The 21,301-nt window shown below is 63.1% G+C and carries 17 protein-coding genes; 8 read left to right on the forward strand and 9 right to left on the reverse strand.

Annotated elements, in window-relative coordinates; all coding sequences use genetic code 11:
* Positions 1-97: 97 nt before the first annotated feature.
* Positions 98-985: a (2E,6E)-farnesyl diphosphate synthase gene (ispA, locus tag EGM97_RS25515; protein ID WP_238963039.1), complete on the reverse strand. Its 888-nt coding sequence runs from the start codon at positions 983-985 to the stop codon at positions 98-100.
* Complete coding sequence (locus EGM97_RS25520; protein WP_003185917.1) at positions 982-1,224, reverse strand: exodeoxyribonuclease VII small subunit; 243 nt, start codon at positions 1,222-1,224, stop codon at positions 982-984. The genes ispA and EGM97_RS25520 overlap by 4 nt, the downstream gene beginning before the upstream one ends.
* 380 nt (positions 1,225-1,604) lie before the next feature.
* Between EGM97_RS25520 and EGM97_RS25525 the strand changes: the two genes are divergently transcribed.
* The 7 genes from EGM97_RS25525 to EGM97_RS25555 all read left to right on the forward strand — a co-directional run bounded on the left by EGM97_RS25525 (position 1,605) and on the right by EGM97_RS25555 (position 12,826).
* Positions 1,605-2,363 (forward strand): YfaP family protein, encoded by a 759-nt coding sequence (locus EGM97_RS25525; protein WP_238963051.1) that lies wholly within the window; start codon positions 1,605-1,607, stop codon positions 2,361-2,363.
* Between the two features lie 36 nt (positions 2,364-2,399).
* The gene (locus EGM97_RS25530; RefSeq protein WP_238963040.1) at positions 2,400-4,109 is read left to right on the forward strand and encodes a DUF2138 domain-containing protein; all 1,710 of its coding nucleotides are present in this window, start codon (positions 2,400-2,402) and stop codon (positions 4,107-4,109) included.
* The gene (locus EGM97_RS25535; RefSeq protein ID WP_477788877.1) at positions 4,094-4,753 is read left to right on the forward strand and encodes a DUF1175 domain-containing protein; all 660 of its coding nucleotides are present in this window, start codon (positions 4,094-4,096) and stop codon (positions 4,751-4,753) included. Before EGM97_RS25530 ends, EGM97_RS25535 begins: the two co-directional genes overlap by 16 nt.
* Positions 4,750-9,318 (forward strand): alpha-2-macroglobulin family protein, encoded by a 4,569-nt coding sequence (locus tag EGM97_RS25540; RefSeq protein ID WP_238963053.1) that lies wholly within the window; start codon positions 4,750-4,752, stop codon positions 9,316-9,318. The genes EGM97_RS25535 and EGM97_RS25540 overlap by 4 nt, the downstream gene beginning before the upstream one ends.
* Before the next feature lies 1 nt (position 9,319).
* Positions 9,320-10,939, forward strand: a complete 1,620-nt coding sequence (locus EGM97_RS25545; RefSeq protein WP_238963041.1) for a DUF2300 domain-containing protein — start codon at positions 9,320-9,322, stop codon at positions 10,937-10,939.
* Between the two features lie 3 nt (positions 10,940-10,942).
* Positions 10,943-11,773, forward strand: a complete 831-nt coding sequence (locus tag EGM97_RS25550) for a YfaP family protein (RefSeq protein WP_238963042.1) — start codon at positions 10,943-10,945, stop codon at positions 11,771-11,773.
* Positions 11,774-11,935: 162 nt separating this feature from the next.
* A complete protein-coding gene (locus tag EGM97_RS25555; protein ID WP_238963043.1) occupies positions 11,936-12,826 on the forward strand; it encodes an MBL fold metallo-hydrolase in 891 nt (296 codons plus the stop codon).
* 59 nt (positions 12,827-12,885) lie between these two features.
* Here the strand turns inward: EGM97_RS25555 and EGM97_RS25560 are convergent, their stop codons facing one another.
* The 7 genes from EGM97_RS25560 to EGM97_RS25590 all read right to left on the reverse strand — a co-directional run bounded on the left by EGM97_RS25560 (position 12,886) and on the right by EGM97_RS25590 (position 19,108).
* On the reverse strand, positions 12,886-13,818 hold the full coding sequence (locus tag EGM97_RS25560; protein WP_238963044.1) for a phosphatidate cytidylyltransferase: 933 nt from the start codon (positions 13,816-13,818) through the stop codon (positions 12,886-12,888).
* Position 13,819: 1 nt separating this feature from the next.
* Positions 13,820-14,440, reverse strand: a complete 621-nt coding sequence (locus tag EGM97_RS25565) for a lysophospholipid acyltransferase family protein (RefSeq protein ID WP_238963045.1) — start codon at positions 14,438-14,440, stop codon at positions 13,820-13,822.
* Between the two features lie 9 nt (positions 14,441-14,449).
* Positions 14,450-14,905 (reverse strand): hypothetical protein, encoded by a 456-nt coding sequence (locus EGM97_RS25570; RefSeq protein ID WP_238963046.1) that lies wholly within the window; start codon positions 14,903-14,905, stop codon positions 14,450-14,452.
* Positions 14,895-16,220, reverse strand: coding sequence for a phosphatase PAP2/dual specificity phosphatase family protein (locus EGM97_RS25575; RefSeq protein WP_238963047.1), 1,326 nt, complete (start codon positions 16,218-16,220; stop codon positions 14,895-14,897). Before EGM97_RS25575 ends, EGM97_RS25570 begins: the two co-directional genes overlap by 11 nt.
* A complete protein-coding gene (locus EGM97_RS25580) occupies positions 16,220-17,977 on the reverse strand; it encodes a bifunctional alpha/beta hydrolase/class I SAM-dependent methyltransferase (protein ID WP_238963048.1) in 1,758 nt (585 codons plus the stop codon). Before EGM97_RS25580 ends, EGM97_RS25575 begins: the two co-directional genes overlap by 1 nt.
* Positions 17,978-17,988: 11 nt before the next feature.
* Positions 17,989-18,612 carry a CDP-alcohol phosphatidyltransferase family protein gene (locus EGM97_RS25585; protein WP_238963049.1) on the reverse strand — a complete coding sequence of 208 codons (624 nt, stop codon included), beginning with the start codon at positions 18,610-18,612 and terminating at the stop codon, positions 17,989-17,991.
* Positions 18,613-18,868: 256 nt separating this feature from the next.
* Positions 18,869-19,108 (reverse strand): Fic family protein, encoded by a 240-nt coding sequence (locus EGM97_RS25590; protein ID WP_477788878.1) that lies wholly within the window; start codon positions 19,106-19,108, stop codon positions 18,869-18,871.
* Between the two features lie 312 nt (positions 19,109-19,420).
* Here EGM97_RS25590 and EGM97_RS25595 point away from each other — a divergent pair.
* The coding region (locus tag EGM97_RS25595) for a DUF6531 domain-containing protein (protein ID WP_477788879.1) at positions 19,421-21,301 on the forward strand (1,881 nt) is incomplete at its 3' end.

Here is a 21,301-nt window from a genome sequence, read left to right on the forward strand (position 1 = left end):
GGTATAGAAAGAGGCGGCAGTTTACCTTATGCATCGCAAGCTGCCCACGCGTTGGCCGGAACTTGGCCGATACGCAGTCTGAAACGTTGACCCCGTGTCAGCTGCGTCGTTCGACGATATAGCGCGCCAGTTCGCGCAGTGGCTCGGCCGCCGCGTCAAACGGTCGCAACGCGGCCAGGGCCTGGTCACGCAGCTCCAGGGCGTAGGCCTTGGCGGCGTCGAGGCCGAGGAGGGCCGGGTAGGTCGGCTTGTCGCGGGCGATGTCGGCGCCCTGGCGCTTGCCCAGGGTCTGGGTATCGCTTTCGACGTCGAGAATGTCGTCCTGGACCTGGAACGCCAGGCCAATCGCCCGGGCGTAAGTCTGCAGGGCTTGGAGCTGCTCAGGCGTGGCCCGGCCACTGGCCAGGGCGCCGAGACGCACGCTGGCTTCGATCAGTGCGCCGGTCTTGTGCCGGTGCATGTATTCAAGGGCATCCTGGTCCAGCTTCAAGCCGACCGAACCAAGATCGATGGCTTGGCCGCCGACCATCCCGGCGGGACCTGCCGCCAGCGCCAGGGTGCTGACCATGTCCAGGCGCGTCTGCGCGGGGCAATCGCTCAGAGCCGGGTCCAGCAGGGCGCTGAAGGCCAGGCTCTGCAAGCCGTCGCCGGCCAGGATCGCGCAGGCTTCGTCGAATTGCTTATGGGTGGTGGGCTGGCCGCGACGCAGATCGTCGTCGTCCATGGCTGGCAAATCGTCGTGGACCAGCGAATACGCATGGATCAACTCCACCGCGCAGGCCGCGCCGTTGGCCTGTTCGGCCACGCCGCCGAGGGCTTCGCACGCGGCATAGGCCAGCAGCGGGCGGACACGCTTGCCGCCATTCATTACGCTGTAGCGCATGGCTTCGTAGAGTCGCGCCAGTTCCGGACTCGGGGTGCTGAACAGGGTTTGCAGTGCAGCATTGACTCGGGCCTGACTGCTGGCCTGATACGCGGCGATCATTCAGGTTGTTCCGCGTCGAAAGGTTCCTCGGTCAGCTCGCCGTCGCGTTCGAGCAACAGTTGCACCTTCTGCTCGGCCTGGGCCAGCGCTGCCTGGCAATCGCGAGTCAAGCCGATACCCTGCTCGAAGGCGGTCAGCGAGTCTTCCAGCGACAATTCGCCGTTCTCCAGCCGTTCAACCAGCGTTTGCAGGTCGGCCAGGGATTGTTCGAAGTCCAATGCAGCTTTTTTGCGGGCCATGGCGGCTATTCCGGTTGACTGTTAAACCGGCGCGACACTAGCAGACATGGGGTATTGGGGCAAATCAGGGGCGGGAGCGTTCGGGTCGCAATTGCTCAGAATTTGTACAGCTTTTCCGTATTCGGCTCATTTAATGAGCCGAATAACCTCGCTATTCGGCTCACGTCATCTTGAGGACGTGATTTCCCACACAGATTCGCGCGTTTCCCGATTGTGAATAGTCCGCCGAATAGCTAACCTTCGCGCCATCTATAGCCCCTTTGTAGCGGGGCCTTCAGACGAAACCCGAACAATGATAAACAGCGCCGAGGAAGGGCGCCGGGTTGCGTTGTGCATGGCAGGAGGCATTCGTGCGGTTTCTTTCATTATTGATCGTGTTGATGAGCGCGCCCCAGGTGTGGGCCGAGCCTTCGGCCGAACTGTCTGAGCCGGTGGGCGGATGGCGCTTCAACGGCCTGCTCGATCGCAGCGAGAATCCGCAGGTGGCCTATCCCACGCCGCCCATCGACCGGGGCGTGCAGCGTAATCGCACGATGATCGAAGGCCGGCTCAAGGACGTGGGCACGGCCCGGCAGCCCCACAGTCTGGCGGTCAACGGCAATCCACTGAATCTCTATACCGACGACGAGGGGCGTTTCGGCCGGCCGTATGCATTCGGTGCCGGCTCCAACAGCGTCGAAGTGCGCAGCTCCGAGGGTAAATCCCTCAAGCGTGTGCAGTTCTATGAAGCCAACAACCTGCGAACCCCGGCGCAGATTCGCGTGGTGCTGGGCTGGGACGATCCAAAAGCCGAGCTGGACCTGCATATCGTCACACCGGACGGCCAACATGCCTTCTTTGGCCAGCCAGCGCTGAGCAATGGCGGCGGCCTGGACCCGGATGGCGTCGATGGTCCCGGCCCCGAGATGTTCACCATGACCGCGCCGATGCACGGCACTTACCTGGTCTACGTGAATTACTGGGGCAACTACGGCGATGGCGGCTACAACTTCGACGAAAACAGCAACCAGAACGAGGTGATCACCTCGCAGATCAACCTGGTGCTCAACGAAAACACCGTCGATGAAAAACGCGAGACCTTTGTCGTGCCCCTGCGCGCCATTGGCGACCTGTTGCTGGTCAAGACTTTCAACTATTAAGTACTCCGCTCCACGGATGAATAGGCCCTTGTGAATATGAGCGACAACACTGCTTCCCCGACCACGCCGACACCTGTCGCTAAACCTGCGCGCCGCTGGCCGGCGATGCTGATCGGGCTGTGCCTGGTCGCCGGTGTCGCCGCCGGGCTGGGCTGGTTCATGAACAAGCCCAAGGCGCCGCCCATGGCGCTGGCGCTGGAAAAGCTTGGTCTGAGCCGTCCCGACGGCCTGCTCGAAGCCCATTCCCTGAGCCAGTTGCCCAAGGACCTGCTGGCCGTGCCGTTCCTCAAGGCCACGCTCACCGAGGATTTCGTCTTCTATTATCAGGCCCATGCCGACCGTCTCGGGCTGATCGGCAGCCTGCGCCGGATCATCTATGAGCATGATCTCAAGCTGCAGGACAGCCTGATCGAAGAGCTGTTCGACCAGCCGGCCGATGTGGCGCTGTGGCGCGGTGCCGACGGTCGTCTCAAGGATTTCCTGTTGGTGATGGACCGCGGTGGGCTGGCCAAGGTGCTGGAGCCGCTGGCGAAAGTGGCTCTGGATGACACCCAGTTGAGCAAGCTCAGCGACCTGCGGGTGGGCGGCGATGACGTTGCGCTCTATCAACTGAGCTACAACGCCGGCAAATCCCTGGTGTTCGCCTCCCATGGCGACAAGTTGGTGGTGTTGTCCAACCCGACCAAACTCTATGACCCGGCCAACGGTGCGTCCGAGGAACCGGGCAGCGTGTCGACCACCGCCCTGGCCGCCTTGCTCAATGGCGAAAAACTTTTCCCCGAAGCCTTCGGCCTGCCGCCCAAGGCGCCCGAGGTCAAGCAACGCATCTCGGTCAACGCCAGCGTACTTGCCATGGGCTACCAGCGTTTCATCCCGAATTTCGCCGGGGTGCGCTTCGACATGGACGACAAGGGCTGGCACAGCTTCCTGGCCCTGGACGAACTGGAAAACCAGCCCGACTTCGATTTCAAACCGGTCTGGCAAGCCATGCCCATGGGCGCCAGCGCCTGTGTCTCCCTGCCCCTGGCCGCCGAACAGCAGAAACCACTGCTGGTCAAACTCGGCGCCGACGAGAAAGCCGCTCAGTCCATGATCGGACACATGACCGGTGCGGCAGGCCTGTGCTGGTACGCCGATTCGCGGCTGTATACGCCGCTACTGGTGGCGAGCCTGAACGAAGACGACGGCAAGCTCGACGCCGACCTGGGCAGCCTGTTTGGATCGATGGTGGGCGCCTATGAAAACAACGTTCCCGAACACGCTTTCCCGGTCGTGGAAAAGCAGGAAGGCTCGATGCATCAGTGGCAGCGTCAGGTGAGCTCCAACTTCGGTCCTTACCTGGCGAAGGACTCGTTGCAACCGGACGCCATTACCGGCAAGGCGTTCATGCGGGTCAGCCTGGCGCGTCATGGTTCGACCCTGTTGTTTTCCCTTGACGACAAGCTGGTGGAGAAGGCCCTCGGCACCCTCGACAAGCGCTTCCCGCCCATGGCCGACGTGCTGCCCAAGGACGTGCTGATGCCGGTGTACTTCGGCCCGGATGCCATGGCGCAACTGATGCAGCGCGAAACCCTGGACAGCCTGCCCCAGGACATGGAACCGGTGTTCTATAACGCCGCGCAAACCTACCTGATCCCGAAACTGCGCACCCTTGGCGGCTATGGCAAATACGCCCTGACGCTGCCCGAAGGCAGTGAGCCGGACGGCCACTGGCAATGGCTGCCGCTGGAATGGAAAGCGCTGTGACAGGACTGATCCGCAATCGCGGCTGGATGCTGATGCTGGCGCTGTTGCTGGGCGGGCCTGCGTTCGCCGTCGAAACACCGGCGCTGGACGTGCAGCAATCCCAGGTCTTCCGCGCCTGGTTCGTGCGCATCGCCCAGGAACAACTGAGCCGGGGCCCGAGCCCGCGCTGGTATCAGCAGGACTGTGCCGGGCTGGTGCGTTTTGCCGCCAACGAAGCGCTGAAGGTCCACAACGAAAAATGGCTGCGCAGCAACGGCCTGTCCAATCGCTACCTGCCGCCGGAACTTGAGCTGAGCGACGCCCAGCGGCGCCTGGCCCAGCAGTGGCAGCAGGGCGGCGGCAAGGTCGGGCCTTACGTCAATGCCATCAAGCTGATCCAGTTCAACAGTCGCCTGGTGGGCCGTGACGTCTCCCAGGCCCGTCCCGGCGACCTGATCTTCTTCGACCAGGGCGACGACCAGCACCTGATGATCTGGATGGGCCGCTACATCGCCTATCACACCGGCACCACTACCCCCACTGACAACGGCATGCGTTCCGCAAGCCTGCAACAACTCATGAACTGGAAGGACACCCGATGGATACCCGACGCAGCCAACCCCAACTTCATCGGCGTCTATCGACTCAACTTTCTCTCCCAATGACCGGTGCCCGCATGCTGCGCTTGTGTTCGAAACTGCCCCTGCTCTTTGCCCTGTTGCTGGCGCCTGTCGTCAATGCCGAAGACACCGTGGCGCCCAGCGGCTACACGCCGGTGGCCGGCGAAAGCTTCTTCCTGCTGGCCGACAGCAGTTTTGCCAGCGATGAGCAGGCCATGGTCCGTCTCGAAGCGCCGGGACGCGACTATCGCCGGTTCCGCATGGAGCCTTACGGCGGCGCTGACATCCGGGTCTATCGCATCGAAAAACCCCTGGACTTCCTCAAGCGCCAGAAGAACCTGCACCGCGTGGTCAGCGATGGCCAATTCAAGGGCGAAGGCCTGTCGAACACCCTCGCGTACCTGTGGGACAACTGGTACCGCAAGTCCCGTCGGGTGATGCAGCGGGCGTTCTCCTACGAGTCCCGCCAACAGGTCACCGAACAAGTGCCGGAACTGAAGATGGGCGACGCGATGGTTGCGCCGACACCTTACGAGGCACCGGCACAGTTCGCCTTGATCCCCGGCTTGCCGGTGGTCAGCCAGTTCCGTTATCCACTGTGGCAGGCCAAGCCGATCCAGCCGCCGGCGGGCGTCAACCTGGCCGGTTCGTCCAGTGAGTTCGTCAGCGTTGCGCCGGGCAATGTCTACATCCCGCTGGGTCAGCTGAAACCTGGTCTCTACCTGGTGGAAGCGTTGATTGGCAAGTACCGCGCCACCACCATGGTCTTCGTCTCCAACACCGTGGCGGTCAGCAAGATTGCCGGCGATGAACTGTTGGTTTGGGCCGCACGCAAGCATGAGGGACGCTCGGTGCCCAAGGTCAACGTGCTGTGGACCGATGGCCTGGGTGTAATGAGCAGCGGCGCCACCGATGAAGATGGCTTGCTGCGTCTCAAACACGTCAGCCCTGAGCGCTCGTTCGTCATTGGCGAAGACGAGGAGGGCGGCGTATTCGTCTCCGAGAACTTCTACTACGACAGCGAAATCTACGACACCAAGCTCTACGCCTTCACTGATCGGCCGCTGTATCGCCCGGGCGACTGGGTGTCGCTGAAAATCGTCGGTCGTGAATTCAAGAATGCCCGCGATTCCGTGCAGCCGGCAGCGGCCGAGGTGAATGTCAGCGTGCTCGATGCCACTGGCACCGCCTTGCAGACCCTGGCCCTGAAGCTGGATTCCAAAGCCGGTACCCAAGGCCGCTTCCAGTTGCCTGAAAACGCCGTGGCCGGTGGTTATGAGCTGCGCTTCAGCTACAAAGACCAGCTCTACAGCAGCGCTTTCCGTGTGGCCGAGTACATCAAGCCGCACTTCGAAATCGCCCTGAACCTCGACAAGCAGGATTACCGCACCGGTGAGCCCGTCAAGGGCAAGCTGGTGCTGCTCTACCCGGACGGCAAGCCGGTGGTCGATGCCACCGTGAGCCTGAGCCTGCGGGCCCAGCAACTGTCGATGGTAGATAATGAGCTGCAATACCTGGGGCAATTCCCGGTGGAGCTGACCAGCAGTGAAGTGACCACCGACGACAAGGGCACCGCGGTCCTCGACCTGCCGGCCGCCGACAAGCCGAGTCGCTACACACTCACCGTGTTTGCCAGCGATGGCGCGGCGTATCGGGTCAAGACCACCAAGGAAATCCTCATCGACCGTGGCGCCGCGAACTTCCGCCTGAGCGCTCGCCAGCGTTTCAGCGCAGCGGGCGAGAAGGTTGCGTTCAGCTACGTCAACGAAGGCGGCAACGAGCAGAGCAAGGCCGTGACGCCGGGCAGCTACGCCTGGGTGCGCCTGGAGGACCAGAGCACCGGCGAGGGCAAGCTGACCGCCAAGGACAAGGGCTTCAGTGTGGCCTTCGAGCGTCCCGGTACCTACAACCTCACCCTCAAGGACGACCACGGCCGCGTCATCGGCGCCACGGGGCACTCGGTGACCGGCGAAGGCATCAAGGCCGTGCCGGGCACCGTCGAGATCGTTCTCGACAAGTCTGAATACAAGGCTGGCGATGAAGCCCTGGCGCTGATCACCTTCCCTGAACCGGTCACTGATGCGCTGCTGTCCCTGGAGCGCGACAAGGTCGAGGCCACGGCGTTGCTGTCCAAGGGCGGTGACTGGCTGAAAATGGAAAGCCTCAGCCCGACCCAATACCGTGCCCGCATTCCGGTGAAGGATGCCTTTGCGCCGAACATGACTTTCTCGGTGCTCTACACCAAGGGTGGTCAGTACAGCTTCCAGAACGCCGGCATCAAGGTGGTTGCGCCGCAGATCGACGTGGCCATCACCACCGACAAAGCCACCTACCGGCCCGGCGACACCGTGACCGTGGACCTGGGCACCCAGTTCGCGGGCAAGGCGATTCCGGCGCACCTGACCGTCAGCGTCGTCGACGAAATGGTTTACGCCCTGCAACCGGAAGTGGCGCCGACCATCGACCAGTTCTTCTACCACCCGCGGCGCAACAACGTGCGCACCAGCGCCAGCCTGTCGTTCATCAGCTACGACGTGGCGCTGCCAGGCAGCCCCGGTGCACCGGGCAAGGCCAACCGCAGCGAGCGTGGTGTCAAAGTGCTGGAACGACCTCGCCGCGAAGACGTGGACACTGCCGCCTGGCAGCCGGAACTGGTCACCGATGCCAACGGCAAGGCCCGCTTTACCTTCAAGATGCCGGACTCCCTGACCCGCTGGCGCATCACCGCCCGTGCCCTCTCCGATGACGGTCAGGTCGGCCAGAAAAAGCAATTCATCGCTTCGGAAAAACCGTTGTACCTGAAGTGGAGCGGTCCGACCCGGTTCCGCACCGGCGACAAGCCGCAACTGGGGATGTTCGCGTTCAGCCAGTCGGACAAGCCTGTGAAGGCCGAGCTGCTGATCCGTTACGCCGGCGCCGAGCAACGGGTAGTGGCGGACCTGAAAAAAGGCATCAACTACCTGGCGCTGCCGGCCCTCGAATTGAGCAACGGCGATTTGAGCGTGCAGTTGCAGCTCAACGGTGAAACCCAGGACACCCTGGCCGTTCACCTGAACGCCAGCGGCAACGGCTGGCAAGTCACCCAGAACCAGCGTCTCGACGTGGCGACCGGCGATACCCCGCTGACCCTGCCTGCGGACGCCAGTGAGATCCGCCTGCGCCTGGACGATAGTCCACAAGCGCTGTTCCGTTCAGCCCTGGATGACCTGTTGAGCTACCCGTACGGTGGCGTCGAGCAGACCGCCAGCCAACTGCTGCCGTTGAGCATCGCTTACCCGACCCTGGCCGCAGATTCGCATACCCGCGACCGCCTGCGCCTGATCATGCAGAACAGTCGCTTGCGTCTGGTGCAGATGGCCGGCCCGTCGGCGAGCTTCACCTGGTGGGGCCAGGACGGCGAGCCGGATGCCTTCCTCACCGCTTACGCCTATTACGCCGACTGGCACGCCAGCAAGGTGCTGGACCTGAATCTGCCACCGGAACACTGGCAGCGGGTGCTGGAGGTCTATGCCAAGCAGGCCGGCGATACGCCGCTGTTGCAGCGTGCGCTGATCCTGTCGTTCGCCCGGCAGATGCAGTTGCCGGTGAACACCTTGGTCAGCGGCCTGATGGACGATCTGGCGAAGGCCGGTGAAGACAGTGCCGAGAGCGTGATGGATGACGGCGAGGAGAGCCTGGTCATGAATGCACCGGATTCAGCCCTCGGGTTGGCCAGTGCCCGTGTACTGGCCGCCTCCCTCGCCAAGCAGGTGAAGGTGTCGTTGCCGGATGCCTTCAGCCGTCAACTGCCCGCTGCCCAGCAGAAACTGGAGGTCAGCGCCCAGCCGTTCGCCGAGGCGCTGGTGCTGTCGTTGCAAGCCTTCGACCAGGCCCGCTCCGCAGCCCTGCTGGAACGCCTGCTGCCGCAACAGTCCACCCTGGAACGGGCGTTGGCCCTGACCTGGCTGCAACGCAGCATCGAACAGGCATCGCCGGCGGTGGCACTGACGCCGGGCGAAGGCTGGAAGGCCCGTCAGGGCGCCACCGGCGAAACCTTCTGGCAATGGCAAGGCGCGCAGGTGCCGACAACGCTCACCCTCAGCGGTGCCCAGGAGCGGCCGTTACAGGCGGCCCTGAGCTTCCAGAGCCAGCAACCGCCCGTGGCCCCGATGGCGGTGTCGATCACCCGTCGCCTGTCGCGGCTGGTGCCGGGTGGCGATGCCTACACCTTTACCCTCGAAGCCGTGGGCAACAAGCCGTTGTCCAGCGATGGCCTCTATCTGGATGAAGTGATCATCAACAGCAAGGCCAGTACCCCGCTGCGCTACGGCATGCTTGAGGTGCCATTGCCGCCGGGCGCCGATGTGGAGCGCACCACCTGGGGCATCCAGTTGCTGGGCAAGGACGGTGGCGAGTTGACCGCCCTGGAGAAGGCGCGCTTCGAGCCGGGCCAGATGGCTTATGCAGTACCGGTGGATGCCCTCAGTGGCGAGCTGCGCCTGCGACATCTGGTTCGCTTCTCCCAGAAAGGCCAGTTCAACCTGCCGCCGGTGCGCTTCACTCAGGTCTATGCACCTCAGCATCAGGCTTGGGAAAAGAAACCGGCGCTCGGTCAGGTTACGGTCAACTGACATGCGCAAGCGGCTGCTCGGGTGGCTGTTGTGCCTGATTCCTGCGCTGGCGACAGCGCAGGAGGAACCGCTGCGCCTGGCCTTCGATGGCCAGTTGCTGCGGGTGAGCCCGGTCCAGGTACTGGATCGCCAGCCATTGCCCGATACGTTGCAAACACCGCTGGGCAGCCTGTGGAAGCTGTTCGTCTACGTCTGGCTGGTGGACACCGATGCCCGCGAGCCGGTCTATGAATGCCGCGGCGAGTCGAAGGAAGAAGTCTATTGCTGCAGTGCCGGAAAGAGCATCGGGCGCGATCAGGCGCTGGTGAAATCCTGCGGCCTGTATTTCGAACCGCAGCGGCTGGGGCTGACCGCCACGAGCTGGCGTGACTATTGGCAGGCACGGCAGGCACCCACTTGGTTGCTGGACTTGCCCTCGCTGCAACCGCAAAAGCAGGTCTCCGTCGCAGAACTGCTCAAGGCATTGGGCTCGCTGCCCGCCCAGGATCAGGCCCGTCGGGTGCTGCTGGACGTGGCGCTCAATGCCGCCGATGGTCGTCTCGTCGGGCAGTTGGGCGGTCGATTGCGGGTCAAGACCTGGAGCTGGCTGGGTGAACAGGGGCCTTCGTCGCGCCAGGGCGGTTTCGCCGGTTGGCTGGCCGATGGCACTCCCGTGTGGGCCGGCGGCCGCGGAACCAGCCAGCAAGTCCTGAAGGTCTTCGGCGATGGGTTGGCCACCGCGCTGCCGGTGCAATGGCCGGCGGAGACGGGACGTTGCGTGGAAGTCGGCCTGTTCGCCCGTTACCCGTTGCAGCGAGTCATGGCGGGGGCTCGGCCGGCCTCACCGGGTCAACTGCGCGGCGACTACCGCGTCGAGTTCACCAACGGCAATCAGCTGGATATCCACAGCGACGGCGAACTGTTCCTGATGCCCGACAAGTTGGTGGCGCGTCTGGACCGGGAAGAATACGTCGCCCGTGTCCTGCAACGCGAAGCCAAGGCCGAGCCCGCCGAAGCAGCCAAGGCCCTGGCCGTGGCGATCCGCACCTATCTGCTGCAAAACGCCCAGCGCAACGGCGATTGCCTGAGCATCGACGATAGCAGCCACCGCCAGCGCGTCGCCCCGCGCCCGGCAGCGGCCGAAGCCCGGGCTATTGCCGCATGGACCAGTGATCTGGTCCTGGCCGGCACCGATGTTACCTACCACTCCGACCAACCCGGCCCGGACAAACTGTCCTGGCTGCAAGCGGTGGAACAAGCCAACGCCGGACAGCGCTACGACGCCATCCTGCTGCACGCCTATCCGCGTGCCAGCCTTAGCCGGTGGGACAATCCGGTGGCGTCCTGCGAAGCCTTGCCGGCCGCCCAGGACTGGCTGCTCAAACAGCGCCGAGGCTGGCGCGCCCGCCTAGAAAGTGAGGTGGGCTACAACGAAATCAGTGCTTTCGCGGTGTGCCGCGTCGCCTTCGGCCGGCCCTATGTCGACCGCGAGCGCCAGCGCATCTATGTCCGGGGCGTGCTGTCGCTCCAGGACCGCCTCGACCTGACTCATGAATATTTGCACCTGGCCTTCGAAGCTCATCCCAACGGCCAGGACGAAGACTATATCGAAGGGCTCGCCCGTCACCTCTTGCTGGAATAGACCATGACACTCCGTTCTCCACAGGTCTTGCTGTTGCTCTGCGCCATGACCGCGTTGCCCCTGGCCGTCGCTGCCGACGGCATCAAACTCGACACCCCGATCGGCGGCTGGCGCAGCGGGGCGCCGGGCGGCGAGGACGAAAGCTTCATCCAGACCGTCAACTACCCGGCTTCGTCGGTCAACACACCCCAGGGACAGGCCAGTACCGCCCGTATCACTGGCCAGATCAAAGCCATGCCCAAGGACACGAGGGAGCCGGGCAAACTCATCGTCAACGGCGTGAGCCTGCCTTTGAAGCTGGACGAGCAGGGCGGCTTTGACCGGCCGTTTTCGTTCCCCAACGGCACCAACAGCGTCGAAGTCCGCAGCCCCGACGGCCAGCACCGGCACCGTACCCAGTTCCTCAACACCAGCGGCGGCGCTACCCCGGCCAAGCTACGGGTTCTGCTGACCTGGGACAGCGACGGCACCGACCTGGACCTGCACCTCGTCACCCCCGACGGCGCCCATATCTGGTACGGCGACCGCGTCGCCCCCAATGGCGCCGTGCTCGACGTCGACGTGACCACCGGCTACGGCCCGGAAATCTTCGCCATGCCCAGCCCGATCAAGGGGCAGTACCAGGTCTACGTCAACTATTACGGCGGCGGATACCGCAGCGAAGAAAGCGAGGACGGCGAAGAACAGGTCGAACAACCGAAACAAGCCCTGACGACGGCGCAGATCACCGTGATCACGGAAGAGGGCACGCCGAGCGAAAAAATGGAGACGTTCGTGGTCCCGATGCGGGCGCCGGGGGAGTTGACCCTGGTGAAGCGTTTCAGTTATCCGTGAAGAGAATTGTCCAACCGTTGTTGGACAATCGGGGGTGGTAGACAGGTAGGAGACTGTCACCGCCTGTCGCCTTTCCTGAATTCCCCACCCCCCTTCCAGTCGATTCCAGAGAGCCCATAAAAAACCGAACCAAACGCCCCACCCCGTAAAAGGAGGCCATCCATGCGCATCCATCACCTGAACTGCGGCTGTATGTGCCCGGTGGGCGGGGCGTTGTTCGATGGTTACAGTCGTGGGCTGACGGCGTGCCTGGTGTGTCACTGCCTGTTGGTCGAAACAGACACCAACGGCCTGATCCTGGTGGACACCGGCTTCGGCCAGCGGGATATCCAGACCCCCGAGCGGCTGAGCCGTTTCTTTCGCACGTTCAACAACATCCGGTTCGAGCATCGGCTCACGGCGCTGGAGCAGGTCCGACGCCTGGGTTTCGACGCCCATGACGTGCGGCACATTCTCTTGACTCACCTGGATTTCGACCACGCCGGCGGGCTTCAGGATTTTCCCCAGGCGCGGGTGCATGTGATGCGCGACGAGATGGCGGTGGCCCGCTCCGCGAACACCTGGATCAGTCGGCGTCGGTTCCAGGCCCGGCAGTGGCAGGGCGTGGACAGTTGGGAGTTCTACACCACCGAAGGCGACACCTGGTTTGGCTTCGACTCGGTGCGGGCACTGATCGGGGCGGAAGAAGAGGATATTTTCCTGGTGCCGTTGCAGGGCCATACGGCCGGTCACGCCGGGATCGCCCTGCGCACTCCCGGCGGCTGGATGCTTCACGCCGGCGATGCGTATTTCTTCCACGATGAAGTCCATCAACCCGAACGCCATTGTCCACCGGGCATGCGGTTTTATCAGTACATGATGGACACCGACCGTCCGGCACGCCTGCATAACCAGCGTCGTTTGCGGGAGCTGGCATTGTCCCGGGGGCATCAGCCCGTCGAGATCTTTTGCAGTCACGACGTCCGGGAGTGGGAGCGAGCCGTGGCCCGAGCGCGCAAGCTCCGGGTCGACTCCAGTGCCATGCCGTCGGCCACGGGCAAACAGTCAACCTGACACTGGCCTGATGTTGCCAATAGCTGCTTTCCCTTCGCCCACTTTCAGTGGGTTTTTTTTCAGGTCCACCAATACCGGACCAGATGAAAGAAGATCGGCGCTGCGAAGCACACCGAGTCCAGCCGGTCGAGCATACCCCCATGGCCCTCGATCATGTGTCCCCAATCCTTGACGCCCCGGTCGCGCTTGATCGCCGACATGACGATGCCGCCGGCAAACCCCAGCAGGTTGATCAACAAGGCAATGAGGAACGACTGCCACGGGTTGAACGGAGTGATCCACCACAGCGCGCCGCCGATCAACGAGGCCAGGAAAATGCCTCCGACGAAGCCCTCGACGGTTTTCGACGGCGACAGGTTCGGCGCGATCTTGTGTTTGCCGAACAGTTTGCCGCACACGTACTGCAACACATCCGACAGTTGCACGACGATCACCAGGTAGGCGATCAGCAGCAGGTTGCGCCCTTCGAAACCGGGGATGTCCAGGGTCAGCAACGCTGGCACGAAGGAGATGCAGAACACCGCGATCATCAAGCCCCACTGGACCTTGGAAGCTCGCTCCAGGAAGTGTGTGCTGTCGCCGCCCAGGGACGCCAGAATCGGCAGCAGCAGGAACACGTACACCGGGATAAAGATCGAAAACAGTCCATACCAATCGGAGTAGATCAGCAAGTATTGCAGCGGCAGCGCCAGGTAGAACGCCGCCACTAAAGCGGGATAGTCGCTGCGCCGGGTCGGCGTCAGGGTCATGAACTCCCGCAGCGCATAGAACGACACGGCGTAGAACAGCAGGATCACCGCCGCATTGCCGAGCCAGAACGCGATGCCGATCACCAGCACCATGACCCACCAGGCGTTGATCCGTGCGTTGAGGTTGTCGATGACCGAATTGGGCGTGCCTTTGGTCTTCAGCTTGAGGATGAAACCGATCAGCGAAGCCAACACCAGAATGGCGCCGATGCCACTGAACAACATCACGGTATATCGATCCATGTCAGACGTGCTCCGGGGCCAGTGCCAGCAGCGCGGCGCGGCTGCGTTCAAGAAATTGCTCTTTGCTTTCACCGTCTTCGATGCACAGCGGCGCACCGAAACTGGTAGTGCACAACAGCGGCAACGGCAGTACACGGCCCTTGGGCATGACCCGGTTGAGGTTGGCGATCCACACCGGGATCACCTCGACCTCGGGATGGCTTTTCATCAAGTGATAGATCCCGCTCTTGAACGGCAACAGGCCCTCGTCGGGGTTGCGTGTGCCCTCGGGGAAAATGATCAGCGAATCGCCGTTTTCCAGGGCTTCGAGCATCGGTTGCAGCGGGTTGTACCCCGGATCCTTGCGCTCGCGGTCCACCAGCACGCCGTTGAACACCCGGTTGATGATGTAGCGGCGCAGCGGACTCTTCTGCCAATAGTCAGCCCCGGCCACCGGCCGGGTGAGCTTGCGCAGGGACGGCGGCAGAGACGCCCAGAGCAGCACGAAATCGCCATGGCTGCTGTGGTTGGCGAAGTAGATCCGCTGCACCGGACGCGGCGCGCAACCGAGCCACAGGCTGCGGGCGCCCGTGACCATGCGGGCAGCGGAAGTGATGAGGTTGGCGACAACGGGTTCGAACATGAGGATTCCTTATCCTGGAAATGCCAGCCAGGGGCTGGTGAGGATGAAGCCCAGCGTCAAGATAACTTGTGCGGCCAGCACCAGCGATTGGCGGCGCAGCAGCCGTAACGCACCGTTCTGGCGTTCGCTCCAAGGCCGACCGCCACGCCCGGCCGGTTGCAAGCCGAGGGCGACGAGGGCCTGGTCCAATGCCTGGGTACGCTCGGCTAATGGCTGAGTGCCGTCGGCCACGCGCTGGAACAGATCGGCATCGAAGGCCACGCGCAACGCCCAGTATTTTTGCAACACGCCCAAGGTGAACAGTACGGCGCTGAACAGCAGCAACCACGGATCCATGCGGCCCAGCAGCCACTGGCCCAATCCCAGCAGCGCCGCCAGCAAGGTCAGTCCGGTAGAGAACTGATCCAGCGACTGACCCCGGCGCAGCAGGCTCGCCACGCTGTGCAGCTCCATATCACTGCTCATGGACTAACGGCTCCAGCGCCTGACGGTGCGCCTGATGCAGCACGACTCGGGGGCGAGCGCGTTGGATCTTTGCAATGGCCTCATCGACACTCGCCGCCCGGCCACTGTGCAGCAGCCACGCGGCCAGCGCCGTGGCACTGCGCGAATAGCCCAACGCGCAGCAGACCAGCACCGGCCCATGCTGGCGCAGGCTTTCAATCGCTTGCGCAGCTTCCAGGCATTGCTCGGCGGTCGGCGCGGTGAGGTCGAGTACCGGCAGCGAGCGATAGGCAATCCCGGTGCTGTCCATGGATAACTCGGCACACAGATCGAGCACGCCGGCAAAGGTGGCATCCTTCAATTCCGACGAGGTAGGAATCCGCCCCAGCCAGACGTTATCCACCACGTGATCCGGCCGCGGATGCTTGCGCGTCCACCACCGAGAATTCACCCACGCCGCCGCCAGATACGGCGCCAGCATCCAACGCACGGCTGGGCTCAATCGGCCATCGGCACGTTTCTGGAAGCCGCTGGCATCGAACAACAGGTAGTTCAGCGCCACCCACAGCACCGCCACCGCCGGCCAGATCAACCACAGCCACGTGCCGCCGAAGGCAAATGCCGGGATGAACAGCGCCGCCGCGCCCAAGGCGTAGCGCAGGGCCAGTTGCAGGCGTTTCGTATCAACTGTCAGGCGAGCACTGTGCAGTGGGCTGGGACGGTCCAGCGGCCACAGCCAGACACACAACCAGCCGGCCAGCGCGCCGGTGGGCACGTCAATGAAGTGATGCTGATAGGTCGTCAGCACCGACACGCCAATCAATGCGAACCAGCCGTGCATCACCCAGCGCCAGACACCTTGCAGGTGCCGCTGGTAGCAGACCCAGAGGATCACCAGCAAGGCGATGTGCAGTGACGGCGCCTGGTTGAACGGCTTGTCGAACCCCGCCAGCACGTCGAACAGCCAACCAAACACGCCGTCCATTTCCGGGCGGGGGAAGGTAAAGCGCAACGGCCAGAGCAGAAAGCAACTGACGGCAATCGCCTGGGCCGTGAGCAAACGCAGGGCGTGGCGCTTGAGTTCGTCGCGGCTGGTGGGCAATAGCAGGGACAGGCCGTACAGCAGATCGATCGACCAGTAGGGGACGATGGTCCAGGCCATGAACGGCATATGGCTTTCCCAGCCGAACACCAGCGTGCCGACATCGTCACGTTGGGCGGTGACCCAGGTGGCGAAGCCGTAGGTACTGAAGAACAGCGGCGCCAGCAACAGCAGCCACAGCACCGCCGGTTTCAGCAGGGCGGGCTCGCGGGTCGGTGCGATGACGGCACTCATCACTGCACGCGCTGAGCCAGCGAAACGCTGAAGATGCCCCACTCATCGACCCGCAAGGTGATCTTGCGGAAACCGGCCGCCTCGACCAACTGATCCATCTCCGCCTGGCTACGCCGACGCATCACCCAAGCCTGACCGGCGCGGTGGCTGGTCAGGGCGCGGGCGATCAGCTCCAGCTGCGGGTGCCACGGCTGGCCGGTATAGACCAGGAAACCGCCGGGCTCCACCGCTTCCGCCAGCCCAGCGAGCGAGCCGCCGACCATCTGGTTATCGGCAAACAGCTCGTACAGACCGGACACCACCGCGAGGGTCGGCTTCGGCTCCAGGGCCGCCAGATCCTGGCGGTCGAAGGCATCACCTTTGACGAAACGCGCGATGTCGCCCAAACCTTTTTCAAGGATCAGCGCGCTACCGTCCCGCACGTTGATGTCGCTGTAATCCCGCAACAGGATCGATTCCGGCAACGGGCTGACGCCTTGCAACGCTTCGAGAATGTAGCGGCCATGACCGGCGGCGATGTCGACGATGCGCACCTCGCGGTTCTCTTCGCGCAACTTGCCCATCGCCAGGCGCAGCAGTTCTTCCACATGCAATTTGCGCTGGCGAATGCCGCGCCAGCCGATGGAGTTCAGGTAGTTCTTGTCGATCATCCGGCCCAGCGCCGAAGTGCCGGTGGGGCGGTTGCGGTAGACGTAATCCAGGGTGCTGCCGGAGTCGAACCCGGTGTCGAAGCCCAGCTTGACCCCGGCCGACAAGCCGCTGCCGAAACGCATGCTGGCGCGGGTCATGCGCCAGTACAGGTCGCGCAACGAGTTATGCGGTAGCGGGGTTGCCAGGGACTCGGCTTCGGCGCAGGTCGCACCGATACGATCGGCGTCCAGCAGGGAAGGGCGCTCCAGTGGACGCTCGAAGTTCTGCAGGATGAAGCGGCGGGCACTGGCAATCGCCGGGCCACGGTTCTTCTCGCCCAGGGTGTCGTGGAAGAACCCCGGCAGGATGTGTTTTTCTTTGCGCAGACTACCCAGCCGCTCGAAGAACTGCTCCTGGGGTTTGCGGTGCACCACGAAGTCCGAGCCGGAGATCAACAACTGCGTCGGCACCTGGATCGCCTGGGCGTCGGCCACCACGCGGTCGGCGGCTTCGTACAGGCCCAGCAGCACGTTCACCGAAATCGCCTTGGTGATCAGCGGGTCGCTGTCGTAGGACGCCACCCGCTCAGGATCGTGGCTGAGGAATTTCGCCTTGACGTAACTGTTGACGAAAAAGTTGCCGCGAAACTTGCGCATCAACGCCAGTCCCGGACGGGCAAACGGCACGTAGAGCTTGACCTTGAACGCCGGCGACGCCAACACCAGGGCGCGAATGCGCGGTGCGTAGTCGTGGGCCCAAGTCGAGGCGATCACCGCGCCGACGCTTTGCGCCACCACGGCGATGTTCTGTTCGTCGATCTGATGCGCCGCGCCAATGTGATCGCAGAAGGTCTGCACGTCCCGCGCACTGGTGGCGAAACTCGGGCTGTCGCCCCGCTCGCCGGGGGATTGGCCGTGGCCGCGGGCGTCCCAGGCAAAGAACTCGAAGCCGGGCAGGTCCAGCTCATCCACCAGGTGCGCGATGCGCCCGGAGTGTTCGTGACCCCGGTGAAACAACAGCACCGCCTGGCGCGGTTCGCCTGGATTTTCGGCCACGGCCGGCCAATGCCGGTAGAACAATTCCACGCCATCATGGGTGGTGAACGTCCGGTTTTGAGCTTCGCGCATTGCAAGTTCCTTTATGCTGAGGGAGCGTTTTCCGTCACCTGGCCCAGGCCCTGACGGACCCGGTTGACCAAGGTATAAACCAGCAGGGCGGCCACGACCGCCATCACACCATCGACCCACAGCGCCCCGAGCCAACCCAGGGCAATACCGGTCGCCAACACGCCAAACACAAAGGCCCGGTCACTCTTGCCCATCGGCCCGTCATAACGCCGCGAAGCCCCGACCATCGCCCCCAGCACACCGGCGTACTCGCTGAACAACGCCAACAGCGTGACCAACAACACCAGCAACAGACTGGCATCGGGAATCAGGGCAAAAGGCAGGATCAAGGCCGCGTCGGCGATGATATCGCACAGCTCATTCAGGTACGCGCCCAAGTGCGATTGCTGGCCGAACTCCCGGGCGAGCATGCCGTCCACGGCGTTCAAGGCCATGCGCAGGAACATCCAGATCGGCACCAGCACGAAGACCCACGGGTGCTGGGCAAACCCGGCCACGACAGCGCCCACCAGCGCCGAAACCACACCCGCCAGCAAGGTGATCTGGTTGGCGGTGGTGCCATTGTCATAAAGCCGCTGGACCGTTGGCCGCAACAGGTTCTGGAAGGCGGGTTTGAGCTGGTAGATAGAAGGCATCGGAATTGAATCTCGGGCCGGTTTTTCGGATGAGCGGTGTGCAGATGCGAGATTACGACAGGTTAGGGAATTGCTGGAGGGAATTTCTCGAGAATGAGTGCGGGTAGGCATCTGGCCGCGGTTTTACCCGGTTTACACGGACCCTGTGGGAGCTAGCCTGCTCGCGATGGCGGAGTGTCAGTCACCATCTGTGCCGCTGAGCTACCGCTATCGCGAGCAGGCTCGCTCCCGCAAGAGCTTTGCAGTCCGATTCGTTCTATTGCAACGCGCGTCCGCGGGCCGTGAGCCGGTATTTCTGCAAGCGGCTGCGCGGCTTGTCGGGGATAGTCATTTCTATCATGCCGTTTTCCAACGCCGGGCGAAGATAGGCATCGCGAAAATGCTTTTCGTCCTTGAGGCCGAGGGATGATTGGATTTCTCTGCGTGTGAGCTCGCCTTGAATGGCTGCCAGGAGTCTTGCGACTTTGGGGGGGACTTCGGGGTGACAGGTGCCCACTCTGACGCAGGCCGCCAAGCCAGGGCGCTGAATTGATTACCCGTTACATCATCGATCAGCTCAATGCGTGGCCACTCTCGAAACGCCCGGGGTATTCCGCTACCGAGGCCTCGGTAAGGCAGCATTTGCGTTAGGGGCATTCGAGGCTGTTTAAAACCCTTGCCGAGGTTCGGCAGCGTCGGGTTTCAACGAATCCATTGACCTGATTAAATTTACCGAATCGCCCTACACCCAACGCCTCTTTATCTGGCTTATTTCCCCTGCCATCCCCGGCAGAGTCTCGCGTTCGTCCCCGCATCGCGAGATCCCTTCATGTTTGTCCGCGACAAATACCTGGCCCTGAATAACGTCATCGGCTCGCTGATGGTTGCCGCCATGGACCCCGAGCGGCCGGATGTCGAAGCGGTGCTGTCCGATTTTCGGGCCTGCCTGAACGACTACGACAGTTGGGCTGAAAGCTTCTGGACCGGATGGGCGCTGGATTTCGAACAGGTCTTCAGGGTGGGCAACGAGGTCGCGCTCGCGGCGCCGAAGAACCTGGACGAGCCCGTCAGCGCCACGGTGATGGCGTGTCCGGCGGGTGGTCCGCTGACCTTGGTGCACATGTTCCAGGCGGCGCGTTTCGTGCCGATCGGTGATACGCCGGTCATGCTCGAGCCAGTCATCGAAGGCGAGCCGGGGCAGGAAACCTTCGGCGAACCGGTCCATCACGTGATCGGCCCCAACGGCATCCTGGAAATTCCCGAGTGCTGGCGGGGCCGTCGATATCGCATCACTTTTTTTCCTCATGTGACGGCTGCTCACGTCAAGGCGCTGTACGCGTCCTATCAGGACGTGATCGACGAATTGGAAGGCTGGCTGAAAGCGGAGTGGGAAAACGAATTCCAACCGCTGTGGGCGGAATTTTCCGACGCCGGGTTTCGCCAACGCTACGACTTGTTGCAACAAGCCGATTGGCGCGGCCTCGAAAATGCCCTGAATGCGTTGTGGGACGACGTCAAACAGGTTTTCGGGTTGCTGGCGGACCTCCAGGCTAATAGCGAAAAGCTGCTGGAATACCTGACCCAAACCGAGCTTGAGCAACTGCTGAAAGCCTCATCCGAGGCCGTAGCCAAAGGCCTGATGATATTGAGCGACGAGCCGTTGCTCTTCATTCACATGGCAGCCTTCACCAGTTGGCTGCGGATGTTGCCGCCCCAGTACCTGGCCGAAGTCGTGGGAGAAATACGCGCTTCGGTGCTGATCAATTTCCTGCTGATTCGTTTGACCGGCGCCCTCGGCCTGGGCGTGCGCATGAGTGGCAAAGTGCTGAATCAGATCCGGTCCGGGCGTGCGCGGGATTGGTTACAGGCGTCGAGCCAAAGGTTAGGCCAGCTCGCCAGCGCCCGGCTCGAACAACATGCCGATGTGTTGAAGCCAGTGGTGGTCAGTGCCCAGCGGGCGCCCTTGAGGCCTACGCCTGTCAGACCTTTGGAAATCACCCCTGAGCATTCGCCACCGCTGTCGGTCAGTAATCCCGCCGCAGTGGCGCGGGAAAAGTCCCAAGCCTCCACGCGGCTCAGCAAGCACGAACCCCACGACGATGCCCCGTCCCAATCGAAAAACCCCAACGGCGACAGTGCCGACAGCGCGGCCCTGACCCGCACCGATGGCTGCCCGGTGTCCATGGTCACCGGCGAGGAACTGCTGACCCTGGAGGACGGCACCCTCGATGGCCGCTTGCCGTTTGTCTTCACCCGCCTGTACCGCACCAGCGCGGTGGAGCTGGATGTGGGCCTGGGGCGCGGCTGGAGCCATGCCCTGGCACACCGGTTGGAACTTGAGGACGGGCAGGTCCTCTGGATCGACCAGGAAAACCGTCGCACAACCTTTCCGCTGCCCAGCGTCCAACGCCCGGCCATCCACAACAGCCTGGCCCGCGCCGCCATCTACCTGGGCCGCGAGCCGGACGAACTGATCATCGCTCAGCCCGGCGAGAACGCACCTTTCCTGCACTTTCGCGACGGCCGCCTGACCGCCCTCAGCGACCGCTACGACAACCGCCTCAGCGTTCAGCGCAACATCTACGGCGACATCAGCCGGCTGGACAACGGTGCCGGCCGCTGCCTGCGCCTGCGTTATGAACACCGCCACCTGGTTGCCATCGATTACCAGAGCTTCCGCCCGGCGCTGACGGTGGACGAAGCCTGGCGC

Origin of the sequence: Pseudomonas sp. AF32, assembly GCF_022342325.2 — a bacterium.
In the GTDB taxonomy this organism is placed as follows: domain Bacteria; phylum Pseudomonadota; class Gammaproteobacteria; order Pseudomonadales; family Pseudomonadaceae; genus Aquipseudomonas; species Aquipseudomonas uvaldensis.